General features: G+C 37.4%; 17 protein-coding genes. 7 read left to right on the plus strand and 10 right to left on the minus strand.

Going from position 1 to position 19,267, the window contains the following annotated elements; translation table 11 throughout:
• Positions 1-1,254: 1,254 nt before the first annotated feature.
• The gene (gene envC, locus GA0061081_RS09385) at positions 1,255-2,463 is read left to right on the plus strand and encodes a murein hydrolase activator EnvC (RefSeq protein WP_091350289.1); all 1,209 of its coding nucleotides are present in this window, start codon (positions 1,255-1,257) and stop codon (positions 2,461-2,463) included.
• Positions 2,463-3,287: a divergent polysaccharide deacetylase family protein gene (locus tag GA0061081_RS09390; protein WP_091350292.1), complete on the plus strand. Its 825-nt coding sequence runs from the start codon at positions 2,463-2,465 to the stop codon at positions 3,285-3,287. The genes envC and GA0061081_RS09390 overlap by 1 nt, the downstream gene beginning before the upstream one ends.
• A 10-nt stretch (positions 3,288-3,297) precedes the next feature.
• Here GA0061081_RS09390 and rapZ read toward each other — a convergent pair whose 3' ends face one another.
• The 4 genes from rapZ to dsbB all read right to left on the minus strand — a co-directional run bounded on the left by rapZ (position 3,298) and on the right by dsbB (position 6,157).
• Positions 3,298-4,146 carry an RNase adapter RapZ gene (gene rapZ / locus GA0061081_RS09395; RefSeq protein ID WP_091350295.1) on the minus strand — a complete coding sequence of 283 codons (849 nt, stop codon included), beginning with the start codon at positions 4,144-4,146 and terminating at the stop codon, positions 3,298-3,300.
• An 88-nt stretch (positions 4,147-4,234) separates the two neighbouring features.
• Positions 4,235-4,831, minus strand: coding sequence for an XTP/dITP diphosphatase (locus tag GA0061081_RS09400; RefSeq protein ID WP_091350298.1), 597 nt, complete (start codon positions 4,829-4,831; stop codon positions 4,235-4,237).
• A gap of 56 nt (positions 4,832-4,887) precedes the next feature.
• Positions 4,888-5,544 (minus strand): bifunctional tRNA pseudouridine(32) synthase/23S rRNA pseudouridine(746) synthase RluA, encoded by a 657-nt coding sequence (gene rluA, locus GA0061081_RS09405; RefSeq protein WP_091350301.1) that lies wholly within the window; start codon positions 5,542-5,544, stop codon positions 4,888-4,890.
• A gap of 79 nt (positions 5,545-5,623) precedes the next feature.
• A complete protein-coding gene (gene dsbB, locus GA0061081_RS09410; RefSeq protein WP_091350304.1) occupies positions 5,624-6,157 on the minus strand; it encodes a disulfide bond formation protein DsbB in 534 nt (177 codons plus the stop codon).
• 148 nt (positions 6,158-6,305) lie between these two features.
• Between dsbB and rluC the strand changes: the two genes are divergently transcribed.
• Positions 6,306-7,289 carry a 23S rRNA pseudouridine(955/2504/2580) synthase RluC gene (gene rluC, locus GA0061081_RS09415; RefSeq protein WP_091350306.1) on the plus strand — a complete coding sequence of 328 codons (984 nt, stop codon included), beginning with the start codon at positions 6,306-6,308 and terminating at the stop codon, positions 7,287-7,289.
• A gap of 22 nt (positions 7,290-7,311) precedes the next feature.
• Positions 7,312-7,974 (plus strand): histidine phosphatase family protein, encoded by a 663-nt coding sequence (locus GA0061081_RS09420; RefSeq protein ID WP_091350309.1) that lies wholly within the window; start codon positions 7,312-7,314, stop codon positions 7,972-7,974.
• Positions 7,975-8,045: 71 nt separating this feature from the next.
• On the opposite strand, the gene bepA is transcribed toward GA0061081_RS09420, so the two are convergent.
• Together bepA and proS are read right to left on the minus strand one after the other, a co-directional pair.
• Positions 8,046-9,497 carry a beta-barrel assembly-enhancing protease gene (gene bepA, locus GA0061081_RS09425; RefSeq protein WP_091350312.1) on the minus strand — a complete coding sequence of 484 codons (1,452 nt, stop codon included), beginning with the start codon at positions 9,495-9,497 and terminating at the stop codon, positions 8,046-8,048.
• Positions 9,498-9,702: 205 nt separating this feature from the next.
• On the minus strand, positions 9,703-11,424 hold the full coding sequence (proS, locus tag GA0061081_RS09430; RefSeq protein ID WP_091350316.1) for a proline--tRNA ligase: 1,722 nt from the start codon (positions 11,422-11,424) through the stop codon (positions 9,703-9,705).
• A gap of 155 nt (positions 11,425-11,579) precedes the next feature.
• Here proS and GA0061081_RS09435 point away from each other — a divergent pair, with 155 nt between their 5' ends.
• The 3 genes from GA0061081_RS09435 (at position 11,580) to GA0061081_RS09445 (ending at position 14,077) form a co-directional block, all read left to right on the plus strand.
• A complete protein-coding gene (locus tag GA0061081_RS09435) occupies positions 11,580-11,984 on the plus strand; it encodes a hypothetical protein (RefSeq protein WP_091350319.1) in 405 nt (134 codons plus the stop codon).
• Between the two features lie 25 nt (positions 11,985-12,009).
• The gene (locus GA0061081_RS09440) at positions 12,010-12,411 is read left to right on the plus strand and encodes a hypothetical protein (protein WP_091350323.1); all 402 of its coding nucleotides are present in this window, start codon (positions 12,010-12,012) and stop codon (positions 12,409-12,411) included.
• Positions 12,412-12,709: 298 nt separating this feature from the next.
• Positions 12,710-14,077 (plus strand): L-serine ammonia-lyase, encoded by a 1,368-nt coding sequence (locus tag GA0061081_RS09445; protein WP_091350326.1) that lies wholly within the window; start codon positions 12,710-12,712, stop codon positions 14,075-14,077.
• Positions 14,078-14,230: 153 nt separating this feature from the next.
• Here the strand turns inward: GA0061081_RS09445 and mpl are convergent, their stop codons facing one another.
• From mpl to xerD, 4 genes are all read right to left on the minus strand, one after another.
• Positions 14,231-15,622, minus strand: a complete 1,392-nt coding sequence (gene mpl, locus GA0061081_RS09450; protein WP_091350329.1) for a UDP-N-acetylmuramate:L-alanyl-gamma-D-glutamyl-meso-diaminopimelate ligase — start codon at positions 15,620-15,622, stop codon at positions 14,231-14,233.
• A gap of 118 nt (positions 15,623-15,740) precedes the next feature.
• A complete protein-coding gene (gene recJ / locus GA0061081_RS09455; RefSeq protein ID WP_091350332.1) occupies positions 15,741-17,477 on the minus strand; it encodes a single-stranded-DNA-specific exonuclease RecJ in 1,737 nt (578 codons plus the stop codon).
• 72 nt (positions 17,478-17,549) lie between these two features.
• Complete coding sequence (gene dsbC, locus GA0061081_RS09460) at positions 17,550-18,248, minus strand: bifunctional protein-disulfide isomerase/oxidoreductase DsbC (protein WP_091350336.1); 699 nt, start codon at positions 18,246-18,248, stop codon at positions 17,550-17,552.
• A 25-nt stretch (positions 18,249-18,273) separates the two neighbouring features.
• The gene (gene xerD, locus GA0061081_RS09465; RefSeq protein WP_091350339.1) at positions 18,274-19,188 is read right to left on the minus strand and encodes a site-specific tyrosine recombinase XerD; all 915 of its coding nucleotides are present in this window, start codon (positions 19,186-19,188) and stop codon (positions 18,274-18,276) included.
• Between the last annotated feature and the right edge of the window lie 79 nt (positions 19,189-19,267).

Raw genomic sequence — 19,267 nt, forward strand, 5'->3', positions numbered from 1 at the left:
CGCTCCCGGCGAAGCATAGCCTCGCCAAACATCCTTGTTTGGCGTGCTAACCTCACTCTGTTGTCGGCACATTCTGACGCCGAAATAGGACAAATAACATAATCTTAGGTATTTTGGGTAAATTGTTTTTTTGTTAAAAAGCAATGCAATTACATCCAAAAAGTGGTCAGAAAAGATATTGATTTTATTGAAGTTTTTGTTTTGCCGTTTTCAAGCTAAATCAATCACTTAAACAACCTAAGCAAAGCGCCGACATACAACAAATCAACAAAACCACAAATAGCGCCCTAATAAAAACAATTTAACCGCTCAAACCCTTTTTTTAACAACAATTTAAAATTAAATAAAATCAATAAATTATAAAACACCTTAAAAAAAGGGTTTTCAAAACCAAAATTGTTGTTTATCTTTATACAGCAAGATTTATCAAATCTTGAGTTCTACCTTAACGCCGTATAGGCGGTTTAGAAATAGTAGCCGCCAACGATTGATTGGTTTAGCGACCTTAACGCCGTATAGGCGGTTTAGAAAAGGGGATTGTCAATCATTTTGTCACAGTGAACCCTTAACGCCGTATAGGCGGTTTAGAAAATTACGTCATCAGTGTATGTAACTAGATTAATCCTTAACGCCGTATAGGCGGTTTAGAAAATATAATTCTTGCGTAACTTTGTAACGTCGCCCCTTAACGCCGTGTAGGCGTTTAATCAAAATAAAATCAACGATATAATTATAAAAACACAACAATCTTTCCCAAAAACGATGGTTATGTTGTTTGTCCTATTCCGGCATCAGAATGTGCCGACAACAGAGAGAGGTTAGCACGCCAAACAGGGATGTTTGGCGAGTTTGTGCTGCGTCTGGAACGCATCACAAACGGTGCGTCAAGACCGAGCGACGGCGGAGGGTAGCCGCAGGCCACATTCTGCAGCCAAAGCGTGGGTTGTCAGGGAATTCGCTTTAATTCCCTGACTCGGACGTGGTCACTGTAGCTATTTTATTCACCCAAGGTCAAAACGTCCGAAACCTGCGCACCCAATTTATTCTATTCACCAACCCAAAAAAGGCCTGATTTTCCGCCCAAAAATCAGTCAGAAAAGGTATTGATTTTATTAAAGTTTTTTTTGAGTGTTTTTTCTAAAAAAAACAATCTCCCCCCCACATTACAATTGGTTTTCATTTTGCATCTTGCCCTAATTATCGGTATAGTGACATCATCATTATTGCTCGGCTATCAATCACAAATACAACACCATGTCCATTTATCAAAAAATTGCAATTATTGTTCTTGTGGGGTTAATGAAAGTTAACTTTTCATACGCTGATGACAATCAGCTACTCCAATCCCTACGTCATTCGATCGAAGAACAAGAAAAACGCCTAGCACAGCAAAAAAAAGAACGTACCGAGCTAGTTAATGATCTTAAAGAGCAAGAAACCGAAATCGCGAAATTGTTAACTTCGATTGAAAAAAACGATTTATCACTTAGAAAACTTGATCAAGACATCAATAGCTTAGTTAAACAAATTGATTTACTAACAGTAAAACAAAAACAGCAACGAGCTGTGCTGGCCAAACAGTTAGAAAGCGCATTTAAACTGGGTAATGCGACGGGATTTGAGCTTGTTTTTTCGGGCGAGAAGAGTGAGCGTAATGATCGCATTATTACTTATTTCAGTTATATTAATAATGCACGACAACAACTGATTGCTGAGCTTGAAGATACGCAAACCCAATTGGCCAATAAAAAGCAAGAATTGCAAAAAAAACAGGAAACCCATAAAGCTTTGCAAAGCAAGCAAAAAGAACAGCAAGCTGGGCTTGAAAAGAACCGTCAAAATCGGCAAAAGACAATATCTTCGCTTGAATTGTCAATGCAAGAAAATCAACAAAAATTAGCCAGTTTGCGTAACAATGAAGCCAAATTACAAGCCAAAATTGCCCAAGCAGAAAAGGAAAGCCGACGCATAGCAGAAGAAGAAGCAAGGCAGGCAAAACATATTGAAGAAAAGCAAAAAAATACAAGCTATACCCTTAACCCTGATGAGCGGGCATTGATGGCGCGGGTGAGTGGTATTGGTAAGCCGAAACATCAGTTTAATTGGCCTGTTAGCGGTAGTGTTGCTCACCGTTTTGGCGAATCGCTTCAAGGTGAGTTACATTGGAAGGGGATGGTCATTAATGCTAAAGATGGTGCTCAGGTGCGAGCTATTGCCGATGGACGGGTGATATTGGCGAGTTGGTTGCAAGGTTATGGTTTTGTTGTGGCGCTTGAGCATGGTAAGGGTGATATGAGTTTGTATGGCTATAATCAACGTATTTTGGTTGAGGTGGGCGATAAGATTCAAAACGGGCAAGCCATTGCGTTGATTGGTTCGAGTGGGGGGCAAAATACGCCTGCTTTATATTTTGAAATTCGCCGTGATGGTAAGGCACTTGATCCAAGTGGGTGGTTAAAGTAATGCGCTGTTTTATTGGTCTGCTGGTTATTAGTTTGTTGGTGCTAAATTCGCCCGTTTTATATGCGGGGCAGTTGGTGCTGGTTATTGATGATTTTGGCTATCGTCAACATAATGAGGAGCAGATTATTGGGTTTTCGCCCTTGATTACCATTGCTGTTTTGCCACACTCTCCTAATGCTAAACGTATTGCTACGATGGCTCATGAGCATGGTAATGATGTGATTATCCATTTGCCTATGGCGCCAATGAATAAACAACCGTTAGAAAAGGATACTTTGTTTCCTTCGATGAATGAAAGCGAAGTTAAAGTCATTGTCGATAATGCTGTTGAACGGGTGCCTTATGCCGTTGGGGTTAATAACCATATGGGTAGTTTGATGACTTCGAATCTAAGCGGTATGATAAATGTGATGAAAGCGTTGAGTCGTTATTCAATGTTTTTTTTGGATAGTAAAACTATCGGTAAAACCCAAGTTAAAAAAGCTGCTCTGGACTATAATATACCGGTGTTAACGCGTGATGTTTTTTTAGATGATAAGCAAACCGAAAGCGCAATTAGTCAGCAATTTGATTTGGCCGTGAAATTGGCTCGTAAAAATGGTGTGGCGATTGCTATTGGTCATCCACATCCGCAGACGGTTAATGTGTTAAGAACTAAGTTAGCTAATTTACCTGCAGATATTGAGTTGGTTAAACTCAGTCAGCTAATTACGACGGTGTCAGATTCTGTAAACCATAAACCTAAAATAACGTTGAAAGAAATTATTAAAAAATGTAAACACCGACTTGAGGAAATAGTAAACCTTAAGCTGGTTGATGAGTAGAACTGTTTTTTTAGCGCTTTTCTAACGTTCGGTGACGTATTTGTACTTGTTTGTTTTGTGCTTTAAAAAACGATGCTAATTGTTCAACAATAAAGACTGAACGATGTTGTCCACCTGTACAACCAATGGCGATGGTTAAGTAGCTGCGGTTGTTTTTTTCTAACAATGGTAGCCATTGATTTAAGTAATTGGCTGTTTGGTAGATGAAGTGGGATACTTCGTCATGTTTTAGTAAGTACTCTTTGACAGGTGCATCGAGACCTGTTAGTGGGCGCAAACTAATATCCCAATGTGGGTTGGGTAAAAATCTGACATCAAAGACAAAATCAGCATCAACCGGTAAGCCATGTTTAAAGCCGAATGATTCAAATATGATGGTTAATTCGCGCTCTTTTTTACCTAAAATACGTGATCTTAAAATATCGGATAGTTCATGGACTGAAAGGTTGTCGGTGTTGATGATGAGGCTTGCGTGCGATTTTAATGGCTCTAGGTAAGCTTCTTCAAGGTCGATGGCTTCTTCAAGGGAGTAGTGTTGATTGGTTAATGGGTGGATGCGCCTTGTTTCGCTATAGCGTCGAATTAGGGTGTTGCGACTGCAGTCGAAAAAGATGATCTCTGGGGTTACTGATTGCGGTAAGCGTTGGAAAATGTCGTTATTGAAGTCAAAATTTTCAGGTAAGTTCCGTATGTCAATGCTAATTGCCACGGGTGTGTTGTTGTCTTTTAATGAATTGGCTAATTGTGGTAATAACGCAACAGGGATATTATCAACACAATAAAATCCCATATCTTCTAGCGCTCGTAGGGCTATTGATTTGCCCGAACCGGAGCGACCACTTACTATTAGTAGAATCACAATATTAACTCCACGCCCATTGATGCATTAATTATATACTGTTTGTTTCTTGATATACAATTTTGAATATAAATAATATTGTTAATCATTAATAATCAGTTTTAATTTTGGTAATAAGTTGCTTAAGTGCTTGGCCTCGATGTGAGATTTGGCTTTTTTGTTCTTTGGTGAGCTGTGCTGCGGTGCAGCCTAATTCTGGGATATAAAAAAGTGGATCGTAGCCAAATCCGCCTTCACCTTGTTCTTCATTTAAGATAAAGCCATTCCATTTGCCTAGACAGACGATGGGAGTTGGGTCGGCTTCGTGTCTCATAAAGACAAGTGCGCAATAAAAGTAGGCAGTGCGGGCTTCTTTGGGGACGTTTTGTAATGCTGTAAGAAGTTTTTGATTATTGTTTTTGTCGTTGCCATGTTCACCCGCATAACGTGCAGAATAGATCCCCGGTTGTCCACCCAGCGCATCGACCGCTAAGCCTGAGTCATCAGCAATGGCCGGCAGTCCTGTTAATTTGGCAGTATGCCTTGCTTTTAAAATGGCATTTTCAATAAATGTTAATCCTGTTTCATCGGCATCAGGTACGTTAAATTGGCTTTGTGCAATAATATCAAAACCGGCATCGGCGAGTAATTTTTGCAATTCATTCACTTTACCTTGGTTGTTTGTTGCTAATACAATTTTTTGCATTTTAATTTCCTTTATTTTAATGAGTTTTAGCCATTGGTATAAGCCGGTTTTGTATTTCAAAAATCTGGCTCAGTGCTAAACGTCATACTTTCGCCTGTTTTTGGGTGATTAATCGTGAGTAATTGAGCGTGTAATAGCAGTCTTTTAGACATCGCAAATGCTTCGGGATGTGCATAAAATTTATCGCCTAAAATTGGGTGACCAATGGCTTGCATATGAACACGCAATTGGTGCGAGCGTCCGGTAAAAGGAAATAATTTTACTCGTGTTGTATTGTCGGGATTGCGGGCAATAACTTGATATTCAGTCAGTGCATGTTTTCCATTTTCTAAATCGACCATTTGCCTTGGGCGGTTGGGCCAGTCGCAAATTAGGGGTAATTCAACACGGCCAGTGTCCTGCTCAAGGTGCCCATGAACAACGGCGATATAGGTTTTTTTGGGAATGCGTTCCCGAAACTGTTTTTTTATTTCACGATCGGCAAGTTTCGATAAGGCGGCAACCATGATGCCACTGGTTGCCATGTCTAGTCGGTGTACGGATTCGACATAGCTATATTTTTGTTGCAAACGATGAATAATACTATCAATAAATTGAGGTTTATTCCCTGAAACCGATAAGATACCGGGTTGCTTGTTGACTACGACAATGTGATCATCTTGATATAAAATAGACAGCCAAGGTTCAATAGGTGGGTGATATTCCAAAAGCATTTGTGTGTGACAATTTGTAAAATAAAATTGTCACACATTCTAACAAAATCAACAAAAAGTGCTAGCTTTATAAATAGCGTTACTTGCTCCACATTGAGCTTTTAGGGGCTGAAAATAGCTGTGATACTAATATGGCTAAACCGACAATAAGGTAGCAAGCAAAGATGATGATCATCCATTGTGACATTTCGATAGTTAAAAATGTCCATATCTTATCAGCGCAAGATCCGTAAGCATTAAATAAACTAGGTAACCATGAGTCTAATGGTAACCAAGCTGGAAACTGAGGACTGAGTGAGCAAGTGTCACTTAAGTTTGGTTCGAATTGTAGGTGGGCATGAAATGTTGCTAAAGCAAATCCTTTATAGGCGCTAAAAAGCCAAATTAAAACGGCCGCTAACCGTGCAAGTATGTTTTTAGGTGCAATTAGTCCTATGATGCTAGCTAGCATGATGCCAAATATGGCACAACGTTGGTAAATACAAAGTGTACAAGGTGCTAGCCCTAGACCATGTTGAAAATAAAGTGCGGTTATTTCAAAACTAAGCGTGGAAAAGAACAATAAGAACCAAGCGAATCTGCTTTGTGAGTATTGATTAAGCAGTGACAACATACTATTTTATTCCTCCATATTCCGTTATAATCATTTTTCTTTAATTATATTGGATATCATCTATCGTGATTCTTTAATGTCGATAGTGTAATTTATTTTTGAATAATGTAAACGACTTTATTTATTGATGGCGGATTAATCATTTTTTATGGACTCAAATGCTCCACAAACCAAGTTACAAGTCTCATTTGTTACCATTTCAGAGGAAAATGCGACACAACGAATTGATAACTTTTTAATCACCTATTTAAAGGGTGTGCCAAAAAGTATGATTTATCGTATTTTAAGAAAGGGCGAAGTTCGTGTTAATAAAAAGCGAATTAAACCTGAATATAAATTAAATATTGGCGATGAAATTCGTATCCCTCCTATTCGCGTGGCTGAAAAAGCTACATCAGAAATTTCAACCAAGCTTAATAAAGTCGCTGATTTAGAAAAGGCCATTATCTATGAAGATGATGTCTTATTAGCGATTAATAAACCATCAGGTATTGCCGTGCATGGCGGTAGTGGTTTAAGTTTTGGTGTAATTGAAGGCTTACGCGCGCTAAGACCCGATGCCAAGTTTTTGGAGTTGGTGCATCGTATTGACCGCGAGACATCGGGTGTATTGTTGATCGCTAAAAAACGCTCTACATTAAAAGCGTTACATGAACAGTTGCGCCTTAAACAAATGCAAAAAAATTATTTGGCGCTTGTTAAGGGGAATTGGTCTTCTGAATGTAAGGTGATTCAGGCGCCATTACTTAAAAACGTATTGAAAAGCGGCGAGCGAGTGGTGAAAGTCGATAAAGAGGGTAAGCCATCAGAAACACGGTTTAAAGTTGAAGAGCGTTTTGATTTTGCCACTTTGATTAAAGCCAGCCCTGTGACTGGACGTACCCATCAAATCCGTATCCATACGCAATATGCTAATCATCCAATTGCTTTTGATGATCGTTATGGTGATAGGCAGTTTGATGTATTGTTAGCTGGTACTAAGCTTAATCGGTTGTTTTTACATGCCGCTAGCGTCAAATTTATTCATCCTAAAACTGGGCAAGAGATGCAATTAAATGCACCTATGGATGATGCTTTACAGGGCTGTTTAACCTATCTTAGAAAAGATAAATATCAGCCTACAGAATTTTAAATAGAAAAGGTAGTGAGTACGAATGAAGGATTTAAATTTATATTTAATTAGACATGGTCAAACGCAGTGGAATGTTAAAGATCAGATGCAAGGGTCAAAAGATTCTCCGTTAACCGAACAAGGTATTTCAGGTGCTAAATTAACTGGGCAACATTTAAAAGATGTGCCTTTTATGCAAGCTTATTCTAGTCCTCAAAAACGTGCAATGGATACGCGTAATTATATTGTGAATGAAAATAATATGGCTATTCCTACTTCTGAGCTTGCGGATCTGCGCGAAATGGATTTTGGCCTTTGGGAAGGTAAGCATGTGCCTACTTTAAAACAAGATGTGCCGGAATTTAATGTCTATTTGACTGATCCTGCTAATTTTGATTCATCTGTTAGCCAAGGCGAAAGTTACCCCGATATTTTAGCGCGAATGAAGCAAGGGCTAAATACTATTGTGCAAAATGCCCCTCAAGATTCTGGGAACATTTTAGTTGTGTCACATGGTACGGTATTGCGTATATTGCTTTGTGTTTTAAATGGTGGCGATTGGCGTTTACATCGTGATGAGGATTATTTTCCAAGGATGTTGAATACGAGCATTAGTGTAGTTAACTATAAGCAAGATGATGACCAGTCAGTTGGCAAATTTACGGTGAAATTCTATAATAACGTAGATCATTTGACCCAAGAATAAAGGTCTTTTATACCTCGACTGATGAGTATTTTTATCATGAGTCGAGGCGATATTGTTACAATTTAACCCCGTTATCGTGCGTAAGCTGCATAACGTTTTTGCAGTTGTTGTAATTGGTTGATTCTTGCATCAATTTTCGAAACCATCGTTTGATTACCTTTGGTTTGGTTTTTCGCATTTTGTAATATTGTGATTGCTTGTTTAAAATTTCCTCTTAATGCGCTGATTTCTGCTTGTGCACTCATTTCTTGCGCTCTTGAACGTATTCCTCCATAAGCAGTAACAAGTAAATCCCAACCATTGATATCGTCATTATGGTCGAAAGTGTAACGATGCAATAAACTCACCGCTTGTTGATAATTTTGGTTTTTTATGTACGCATTTGCTAGATTTAATTGCAATGCCGAGCTATCGGGTGCTTTTTTTAACGCCGCTTGTAGGCGAGCAATGGCTGCATTGTTATTATTGAGCGCTAAATCAATATCTGTCATTAAGTCGATATACCAAATATTATTAGGATCACTGTCTAGTAACGGTTGTAATTGTTGTTTAGCTTTTTGGTTATTACCGCTTACGTTGTCAGTTAATGCGTTGCCATAAATAGCGGCAATATTACTTTGTTCATTGTTTAGCTTTTTGTAATCCTGTATGAGTAGTTTACCGGCATTTTTTTTGTTATTGATTAAAATTGCTAATCGTGCTTTTGCTAAATAATAGTTTAATGAAGGTGTTACGTTCTTTTTGTCGTATTGTAATGTGCGGTTGCGAATGTCGGTTATTCGGCTGTTAGGGAGTGGGTGAGTGAGTAATATTTCGGGTGGTTTGCTACTAAAACGACTTTGATCGGCTAGTTTTTGTAAAAACTCCGATGAAGCATAAGGATCAAATCCTGCTTTTGATAGCGTTCTAAGACCAACTCGATCGGCTTCTTGTTCGTTACTTTGTGTAAAGCTAATCATATTTTGCGCCGAACCTGCCATAGTACTTGTTATTGCAGCCATTCCCGCTTCGGGATTTGCTAAAGTCAGTAAGATAGAACCTAATGTTGCTCCCCATACATAAGGGCTGTTGCGGTTTTGGTTTTCCATTGCTCGGGCTAAGTGGCGTTGGGTGACGTGTCCAATTTCGTGCGCCATGACTGAAGCTAATTGACTTTCGTTGTCGGTATCTAATATCAATTGTGAATGAATGACGACATTCCCACCAAAGAAAGCAAAGGCGTTAAGTACATCGCTTTTCATAATGTAAAATTGAAAAGGGGTTTTTACTGATTCTGATTTAGTGACTAATTTTTTGCCTAAGTCATTAATATATTGGTTTAAAACTGGATCGTTAATAATTGGTGCACTGGCACGTAACATTCGTACGTAGTAATCGCCCATTTCCATTTCTTGGCCAATGCTGAGGGTTGTGGCCGCGGCAGTACCCATGTCTGGTAGGTTGATGTTATCAGCATAAACGATAGGTGTGCTTTGTAATAATAACGAGGCAGATAGAGTAAATGCCATGACTTTTTTTAACATTATTTCAACCCATTGAGATAAGATTTATTTTGATTTATTTTAGCTGAAAAAAAACACAATATCACTTTGAATTTGTAATCGAATTTAGCTTTTTAGTGGTTGCTTAGGTAATGATGGTTTGGGGTACGATAAAAAATGCAAAAGCACAACAGTAATTGGTTTATTGCAGTTGTGCTTTTAGGCTGTTTAGTAAGTTATTTGAACGTTAAACTAATTGAGTGCGATGTTTGATAAAGTCGATAATATTATCTGTTTTTACCATTTGTTTGTCGCCACCAGCGCGATGTTTGTATTCAACCTCGCCGTTTTCAAGGTTACGCTCACCAATGACAATTGTGTGTGGAATACCAATTAGTTCCGCATCAGCAAACATTACTCCTGGGCGCTCTTTGCGGTCGTCAAAGAGAACTTCAATGCCAGCAGCTTGTAGATCAGCGTAAAGTTTTTCGGCCGTGGCTTGGACTTTTTCTGATTTGTGCATATTCATTGGAATAATTACGACACTAAATGGCGCAATGGCTTCAGGCCAAACAATACCACGTTCATCATGGCATTGTTCAATTGCTGCTGCCACAATTCGGCTAACCCCAATACCGTAGCAACCCATGATCATGACGTGATTTTGCCCATCTTCGCCTTGTACAGTGGCTTTCATTGCTTGTGAGTATTTTGTACCAAGTTGGAAGATATGCCCAACTTCAATCCCTCGTTTGATTTGTAATGTTCCTTTGCCATCAGGACTAATGTCACCTTCAACCACGTTGCGGATATCTTCAATACGTGGCAGGGCAACGTCGCGTTCCCAATTAATATTGAAGTAGTGTTTGTGGTCAATATTTGCACCCGCACCAAAGTCGCTCATGACTGCAACATCACGGTCGATGATGATTGGCATATTTAAGTTAATTGGTCCTAATGAGCCTGGCCCTGCATTCACAATCGCACGGATTTCTTCTTCGGTTGCAAATTCTAGTGGTGAGGCTACGATATCAATTTTTTCGGCTTTGATTTCGTTTAAGGTGTGGTCTCCACGGACTAATAGCGCAACAAGTTTGTGACCGCTTTCTTTTGTGGCTTTCACCATTAGGGTTTTCACGGTTTTTTCAATTGGTAAATTGAATTGTTCAACTAATTCTTCAATCGTTTTGGCGTTTGGTGTCTCAACCAGTTCCATTGCTTTAGTCGGCGCTGAGCGTTTTTGTGTTGGCGCTTGTGCTTGGGCCATTTCGATATTAGCAGCATAGTCCGATTCTGTTGAAAACACGATGTCGTCTTCACCACTGTCGGCCAATACTTGGAATTCATGTGACCAGTTACCACCAATCGATCCTGTGTCAGCTCGCACTGCTCTAAAGTTTAAACCTGCGCGAGTAAATACAGCGCTATAGGCTTTGTACATATCATCATAAGTTTCTTGCAATGATTCTTGTGTGGTATGGAAAGAGTATGCATCTTTCATAATAAATTCACGCGAACGCATCACACCAAAACGTGGGCGTACTTCATCACGAAATTTAGTTTGAATTTGATAGACATTAAGTGGTAATTGTTTGTACGAACTTACTTCATTACGGAGTAAGTCAGTAATCACTTCTTCATGGGTTGGACCCAACACAAAATCACGATCACCGCGGTCTTTAATCCGCAGTAGTTCTGGGCCATATTGTTCCCAACGTCCACTTTCTTGCCAAATATCAGCAGGCTGCACGACCGGCATTAATACTTCTATTGCTCCTGCTTTGTTCATCTCTTCACGAACAATATTTTCTACTTTTTTTAGTACTCGGTAACCAGTGGGAAGCCAAGTATATAAACCCGCAGCCACTTTACGGATCATGCCGGCACGTAACATTAATTGATGGCTAATGACTTCTGCATCAGCGGGGGTTTCTTTTAACGTTGAAAGAAGATATTTACTGGTTCGCATAAATTTATCCCGAAAATAATTTATTTATAAATATAATAAAAATGTGAGCTAGTTTAGCAGTACCCAACGCAACACTAAAGCAATTTTATTGATAATTATTGTGAATCATAAAGATTAATTGTAAATTATCAGCATGAGTAATAAGAAAAATCGATATGAATAAATTAAATTTATCACGCTTAGTGGCAGCCTTTTTTGTGGTTTTGGTATTATACCAACCAGTTAAATTTATTATCTATTATTTAACTGATTTTAGTTATGAAGAAATGATGGATCTTATGTGGGTGAATGAGCATGAATGTTATTACCCAGGTGAGTTGGACAGCGGCAAGTATCATTATGGCAAAGATTGTTCTATTTGCGAACAAATGAATCCATATAAAAGTAACGGTATTTATATCAAAGATGGGAATGGCTATATTATTGGTAGTGATCTGATGAAAAAAGTTTATTTGAAAAGAAAACCTGATTACATTCCTTTAGAACGATTTACTGGTGGGGAACTGTACGTTAAGGATTTTGAATCAGGCATTACCTGTACCTTTTATTCATATAAGTAATTTAGTAATAAGTAATAAGAAAATAATGAAACTAAAAAAATTAAAAATATCGCATATTATTTATGTGCTATTAGTCTTTGCTATACTCTATTATCCTGTGAAAATAACCAAATATTATTTAATGGATTTAAGTTATGATGAAATTTTGGATTTTGGCTGGCGAGGAGATGGGTGCAAAACTAAAGATGGTAATTGGGTTGATTCTATCGATTGTCCTTGTGGCAGAGGATTGATGGAATCGGATGATCCTTATAATAAAATTAGTGATGAAGGGTATTTTTATTACAATGATGAGCTTTTGGGAAAAGTGACCCTAAAAAGAAAGCCAAGTTATTTTTCTGGTGATGAAATTTTAACAGGTGGCGAGTTAGAAATTGAGCATTTAGAAACAGGAATAATTTGTTATTATGATTCAATTCTTGATTGAAATGCAATCTTTAATAATTAAGCTTTTAAAATTAGTTATTTTATAATTTTGGGATTTTCAACATTATTTTTTGTGCTATAAAGTCTTAAGTTTCAATAGGTTTAATCGCTATATTGTTTATGTCTTTTTTAATAAAAGATACTTTTTATTTGAAATTTCTCTTACTCGTTTTTTGCCAAAATTATTTAAATATTCATTCCAAGCTTAATTATGTTATGGTGAAGTGCATAGTGTTTTCCTGTTATGAATAGATGTTTATTTACTTTAAAAATAAAAGATAATAATTTCAAGGAGTAAAATGAGCTCAGTATTTGAAATATTTAAAATTGGTATTGGTCCTTCAAGTTCGCATACAGTTGGACCAATGAGAGCTGGGAAGGCGTTTGTTGATCAACTAATTAGCAATGATATGATGTCATCGGTTACTAAAATTGTTGCTGATGTTTATGGTTCTTTGTCGTTAACAGGTAAAGGGCACCAAACTGATATTGCTATTATTATGGGGTTAGCCGGTGAAAAACCTGATACTGTTGATATTGATAATATTCCTATTTTTATCGAAAAATTAAGACAAACTCACCGTTTACCGATTTATCATAATCGTTACGAAATCGACTTTCCTTTGGATAGTTGTATGGTGTTTCATTCCAAATTTTTGCCATTACATGAAAACGGCATGACGTTGAGTGCCTATAATGGTGATACATTACTATTTCAAAAAACGTATTATTCCGTGGGCGGTGGTCAAATTGTTGAAGAGGAGCAATTTGGTTTGCAAAAACAAGACTCCGTAAAATTTCCTTATCCATTTTCTTCAGCCGAACAGTTACTAAAACATTGTGAAGATAATTCATTGTCAATTTCTAGTATTATGATGAAAAATGAGCTGCAATTACACACTTATGAAGAAATTGAAGATTATTTTTCGCGAGTTGGGAAAACTATTTTGGAATGTATCAAGCGTGGAATGAATACAGAAGGATTATTGCCTGGACCTCTAAAAGTCCCTCGTCGTGCGTTTTCGTTATATCGTCAATTATCTACAACCAAAGATAAAATTATTAGTGATCCTATGGTGGTTATTGATTGGGTAAATATGTTTGCGCTTGCCGTTAGTGAAGAAAATGCTGCTGGTGGTCGAGTGGTGACGGCGCCAACAAATGGAGCGTGTGGTATTATCCCAGCGGTGCTAGCTTATTATGATAAATTTATTAACGAAGTGACACCAGATATTTATATTCGATTTTTTCTAACTTGTGGTGCGATAGGGCAACTTTATCAAATCAATGCGTCTATTTCTGGTGCTGAAGTTGGATGTCAAGGAGAAGTGGGTGTTGCTTGTTCTATGGCTGCAGCAGGGCTTGCTGAGCTTTTAGGGGGTAATCCTGAGCAAGTTTGCATGGCTGCAGAAATCGCGATGGAACATAATTTAGGATTGACTTGCGATCCTGTCGCTGGTCAAGTTCAGGTACCTTGTATTGAGCGTAATGCCATCGCTGCTGTAAAATCAATTAATGCAACGAGAATGGCTTTAAGGCGAATTACTGCGGCAAAAGTATCGTTAGATAAGGTGATTAAAACCATGTATGAAACAGGAAAAGATATGAATGCAAAATATCGAGAAACATCACGGGGTGGGCTAGCAATTACGGTTCACTGTAATTAATTGGGTGTTATCAGATAAACTTTTTCAATTCTTGCCAATTTTATTCTGCGACATAATATAGCTATTATGTCGATTGCTTCATTCATGATATATTCTGTTTATATGATATGCCCTGTGATAGGCATATCATATGTTGCTATTAATATATCGTTATTAAATTAATGGTTGATCTTCTTGATCTTTTATTTGTTTTTTTTCTAGACTTTCTACAATTTTGTTATGGATGCCATTAAAGCCACCATTGCTCATAATTAAAATTGCATCTGTTGGTCGGGCTGATTTTGTGATCATTTCAACCAGTAAATCAAGGTCGCCAGTCCAGTAAGCCGGTTGAATACAAGCATCTACCACATCAGCAACTAACCAAGGCAGTTGTTCTGGTTGGAAGATGAAAATTTCGTCTGCACGTCCAAGCGATGGGGCTAGCTCATCTTTAGATATGCCTAATTTCATTGTGTTTGACCGGGGTTCGAGAACTGCTAAAATGCGGCGATTAGAGCCGATTTTGCTACGTAAAGCCTCTAATGTTGCTAAAATGGCTGTTGGGTGGTGTGCAAAGTCGTCATAGATTTCGATGTTATTAACTTCACCATAGAGCTCTAAACGTCTTTTTGCATTAATAAACGAACCTAATGCTAAGCAGGCGTCAGCCGGTTCAATACCCACATTATGAGCAGCTGCAATCGCCATTACTGCATTATGCATATTATGTTCGCCTACTAATGAATATTTGACTTCACCTACTTTTTTATTCTTATAGAGAACAGCAAAATGGCTTGCATCATTGCTGATGCGTTGGGCTAACCAACCTGTTTCTGATTCAGTAAATACTTGTTCGCTCCAATAGCCTTTAGCCAATACTTGTTTTAAATTTACATCTTCTTGTGGCGAGATGATTAGTCCTTTACTTGGTACTAAACGAACTAGATGGTGAAATTGTTTTTGAATTGAACTTAAATCATCAAAAATATCTGCATGATCAAATTCTAAATTGTTCATGATCAATGTTTTAGGGCAGTAGTGCATGAATTTTGAACGTTTGTCAAAGAATGAACAGTCATATTCGTCCGCTTCAATAACAAAAAAATTACCTTCACCTAATCTTGCTGAAACATCAAAGTTGCCAGGTACGCCACCAATCACAAAACCTTGTTTATAACCTTGTTTTTCCAAAATCCAATTAACCATCCCTGCAGTTGTGGTTTTGCCATGTGTTCCAGCCACAGCAATCACCCAACGATCACGTAATACATTATCATGTAGCCATTGTGGTGCTGAAATATAAGGAATGTTATTGTCCAAAATATATTCAACGCAAGGATTCCCTCGTGATAGGGCATTGCCGATGATGACTAAATCTGGTGTAGATGTTAGTTGTGATGGTTCATATCCTTCAATGATATCAATATGCTCTTTTTGTAAAAGTGTGCTCATTGGTGGGTAAACATTTTTATCTGAGCCTGTTACTTTGTGACCTAGAGAACGGGCTATTAATGCAATCCCAGCCATAAATGTGCCACAAATTCCAAGAATATGAATGTGCATTTTGTATCCTTAATGTTGTATAAATTTTATATTGATGACATTGGGTACTATTGTCGATCTGGTCAGCAATTAGATGAATATTCAGCGCAACTTTGCAATTATAATCGATCCTAGTTGCTTATGCGATAGGCCATAGATGCTTAATGACTAAATTTAGTGCTTGGTTGCCGCGAAATTCATCAACATCTAAATGATAAATTATTTTTACATTTTTTATTGATTGATCAGGCCATTGCTGTCTATTTACATTAAAACATATCCCCTCAATAAGTGGACCTCCATTTTGGGGCTCTAATACCAATTTAAGGTGTTTGTCGGCCAATAATCGTTGTTGATGAATAATAAATTCACCATCAAAAATGGGAGTACAAAACCCTTCGCCCCATGGGCCCGATTCTTTTACTTGCTTGGCAATTGCGTAAGTAAAATCTTGGCTATCTATTTCACCATCAGTTTCAATAACCTGTTTTAGTAAATCAGGTTTTAATCGTGTGTCTAAGAGTGCTTCAATGCTGATTTTAAAACGTTCTAAATCTTCTTCGCGAATAGTTAATCCAACCGCCATTGCGTGGCCACCAAAGCTGGTTATTAAATCAGGGTGTTGCTGATTTAACTCATCAATAAGATCTCGCAGGTGTAGCCCTTTAATTGAGCGACCAGAGCCTTTTAAAAAACCGTCTTGCGTTGAGGCAAATGATATAACTGGTCGATAATATTTATCTTTTAAACGTGACGATAAAATGCCAATAATACCTTGGTGCCATTCAGGGTGATAAAACACAAGTAAGTTAGGAATGGAGGTGTTTTGTTTTTCAACTTCTTCAATAAACGATAAAGCTTCTTCATGCATCGTTTGTTCAATGAGCTTTCGATCGTTATTGAGATTATCAAGATCTGCGGCTTTGTTGATAGCTGAATCATAATTATCGCAAAGTAATAATTGAACGCCCAATGCCATATTGTCCATTCTACCTGCAGCGTTTAATCTTGGCGCTATATAAAAAGCCAAATCTGTTGAAGTTAAAGAAGCTTGATCTTTTTTAGCGATATGTAATAAGGCTTTGATACCTTCACTACAATATCCAGATCGAATTCTGTTTATACCTTGGTGAACTAAAATGCGATTATTGTGATCAAGTTTAACCACATCGGCAATAGTACCTAAAGCAACTAAATCTAATAAATTTGCCACATTATATTCGGTCAAATTCTTGTCAGCAAACCAGTTTTCTTGTCGTAATTTTGCGCGTAAAGCTAGCATAAAATAAAAAGCTACACCCACTCCGGCTAAATGCTTGGATGGAAAACTACAATTAGGTAAATTAGGGTTGATTATTGCATCGGCATTAGGTAATTGCTCGGGGCATAAATGGTGGTCGGTAATAATTACCGATAAATTTGATTGTTTGGCAAAATCAACAGCCTCAGTGGCAGAAATTCCATTGTCAACGGTAATAATGAGCTGGGCTTTTTGTAGAATAGCTTTTTTTACAACCGATATACTTAATCCATACCCATCGTCAAAGCGATCTGGAATGATGTAATCAACAAATTGACAGCCCATATTTTTAAGTGCTCTAACTGTTAAGGCTGTGCTTGTAGCGCCGTCGGTATCAAAATCGCCAACAATCATGATGTGTTCATTATTCTTCATTGCTGAATAAAGAATTTCAACGGCTTTTTCAATACCTTCTAATTTATTGTAATTGCACAGATTGCGCGTGCTGTAGTCAAGCTCTTGCATGCTAGTAATGCCACGCAAGGCATAAATTCGCTGCAATAATAGCGGAATATCATTAGTAAATTCTGGATATACTTCAACTAATCTACGGTGTATTAATTTATTTTTTTTCATATTTTATATGCTAGCGTGTTGGCGCTAGCATGTATTATGTTTTAATTTTTAACAGAAATAATTTGTTAATTGTTATTTAGTTACTTTTTTATCTAAAGTTTCAATTAATTTATCTGCTGGAACATAACCAGAAACTAATTCTCCATCAGGTAAAATAATCGCTGGTGTACCATTAATTCCGATTTTTCTACCGATATTGAATTGCTGTGTTACGTAAGGCACCATACTGTTAGCTTTAGGAATGGTGTTGCCTTTATAAGCATTCTCAAATGCTGTTTTACGGTCAGTTACACTCCAAATGGATTGCATGTTTTTACCAACATCACTGTCAGCGCCTGCGCGAGGGAAAGCAAAATAGTGTACAGAAATACCCGCATCTAAATATTTATTGATATTTTCATGTAGTAATTGACAGTAATGGCAAGTGTAATCAGTAAAAACTGAAATGATGTATTTTTCATTATTAGCTTTATAAACGATAGCATCGTTTTCAATTGATTTTATTAAGCTAAGATTGTAGCTATTGGCGATATTTTCAGGTTGATCGCCTTGAACGTCATAAATAGGACCTTGACTTAGGTATTTTCCATCATCAGTAACATAAAAAATACCATCAGGTGTTTTGACACTTTTTAAACCGTTTATGGGGCTAGTTGTAATTTTGATATTTTGTTCATTGTAGCCTAATTTACCCATCGAATTAATAATATCGGCATTACTTGCTAGCGCTGTAGTTGATATTAATACCAAACCTAAAACTAATTTTTTCATTTAATTATCCTTATTTTTTCGAGTATTATGCTCGAGGATGATGTTTACTATGTAATTGTTTTAATCTTTCTGTTGCCACATGAGTATAAATCTGTGTAGTTGATAAGCTACTGTGTCCAAGCAACATTTGTACAACACGTAAATCCGCTCCATGATTAAGTAAATGGGTTGCGAAAGCATGTCGAAGCACATGGGGCGAAAGTGCCTCAATATTGATGCCAGTCAGTATGGCATAATATTTTATTCTATGCCAAAACGTCTGTCGTGTCATTTTTTTACCTAATCGGCTTGGGAAGAGAGCGTCAATAGCGCCGTTTTTTAGAAGATCGTTTCGGGCGTATTTAAAATAATATTCAAGCCAATAAATGGCTTCTTCACCCAGTGGTACTAGGCGTTCTTTGTTTCCTTTTCCTATAACTCTTACGACCCCTTGTCGTAAACTAATATCACTAATTTCTAAATTTACTAGCTCGGAAACGCGCAAGCCTGTTGCATAAAGTACTTCTAACATGGCTTTATCTCTTAGTTCGATAGGATCTTCAATACTGGGGGATTCAAGTAACGCACTCACTTGTGATTCGGTTAAATCTTTAGGCAATTTTTGGGGAAGTTTAGGGGATGATAGCACCGCAGAGGGATCATCGGTACGATAATTTTCCTGATATAAATACTGAAAAAAACGTTTAGTTGCACTAAGTAAACGTGCAGAACTACTGGCTTTATAGCCATCTTTTACGCGTTGCATTAAAAATTCTTGTAAATTCTGTGTTTGTGCAGTCAGAAAGGTGACATTTTGTTGTTGTAAAAATTGATTTAATGCCAACAAATCAAGCCTATAAGATTCAATGGTATTTTCAGCTAAGTTTCTTTCTAGCCATAATGAATCTAGAAAACGTTCTATTAACCGTTTATTTTGGGTTGGCGTGTCTTGATTAGACATCAAAATCATCTCTACATTACATTTATTCGTTACATTATATACTATTTGTCAATAAGTTTCTTTTATAACAGCTGTAGCT

The sequence above is a fragment of the Gilliamella bombicola genome, assembly GCF_900094945.1.
Lineage (GTDB): Bacteria > Pseudomonadota > Gammaproteobacteria > Enterobacterales > Orbaceae > Gilliamella > Gilliamella bombicola.

Excerpts from the sequence above, each read along its gene's own strand:
- GA0061081_RS09390 (WP_091350292.1), top strand. The coding sequence starts at position 2,463 with ATGCGCTGTTTTATTGGTCTGCTGGTTATTAGTTTGTTGGTGCTAAAT.
- GA0061081_RS09435 (WP_091350319.1), top strand. The coding sequence starts at position 11,580 with ATGAATAAATTAAATTTATCACGCTTAGTGGCAGCCTTTTTTGTGGTT.
- mpl (WP_091350329.1), bottom strand. The coding sequence starts at position 15,622 with ATGCACATTCATATTCTTGGAATTTGTGGCACATTTATGGCTGGGATT.
- rluA (WP_091350301.1), bottom strand. The coding sequence starts at position 5,544 with ATGCTTTTGGAATATCACCCACCTATTGAACCTTGGCTGTCTATTTTA.
- GA0061081_RS09420 (WP_091350309.1), top strand. The coding sequence starts at position 7,312 with ATGAAGGATTTAAATTTATATTTAATTAGACATGGTCAAACGCAGTGG.
- GA0061081_RS09400 (WP_091350298.1), bottom strand. The coding sequence starts at position 4,831 with ATGCAAAAAATTGTATTAGCAACAAACAACCAAGGTAAAGTGAATGAA.
- xerD (WP_091350339.1), bottom strand. The coding sequence starts at position 19,188 with ATGTCTAATCAAGACACGCCAACCCAAAATAAACGGTTAATAGAACGT.
- envC (WP_091350289.1), top strand. The coding sequence starts at position 1,255 with ATGTCCATTTATCAAAAAATTGCAATTATTGTTCTTGTGGGGTTAATG.
- rluC (WP_091350306.1), top strand. The coding sequence starts at position 6,306 with ATGGACTCAAATGCTCCACAAACCAAGTTACAAGTCTCATTTGTTACC.
- recJ (WP_091350332.1), bottom strand. The coding sequence starts at position 17,477 with ATGAAAAAAAATAAATTAATACACCGTAGATTAGTTGAAGTATATCCA.
- bepA (WP_091350312.1), bottom strand. The coding sequence starts at position 9,497 with ATGTTAAAAAAAGTCATGGCATTTACTCTATCTGCCTCGTTATTATTA.
- dsbB (WP_091350304.1), bottom strand. The coding sequence starts at position 6,157 with ATGTTGTCACTGCTTAATCAATACTCACAAAGCAGATTCGCTTGGTTC.
- proS (WP_091350316.1), bottom strand. The coding sequence starts at position 11,424 with ATGCGAACCAGTAAATATCTTCTTTCAACGTTAAAAGAAACCCCCGCT.
- GA0061081_RS09440 (WP_091350323.1), top strand. The coding sequence starts at position 12,010 with ATGAAACTAAAAAAATTAAAAATATCGCATATTATTTATGTGCTATTA.
- GA0061081_RS09445 (WP_091350326.1), top strand. The coding sequence starts at position 12,710 with ATGAGCTCAGTATTTGAAATATTTAAAATTGGTATTGGTCCTTCAAGT.
- dsbC (WP_091350336.1), bottom strand. The coding sequence starts at position 18,248 with ATGAAAAAATTAGTTTTAGGTTTGGTATTAATATCAACTACAGCGCTA.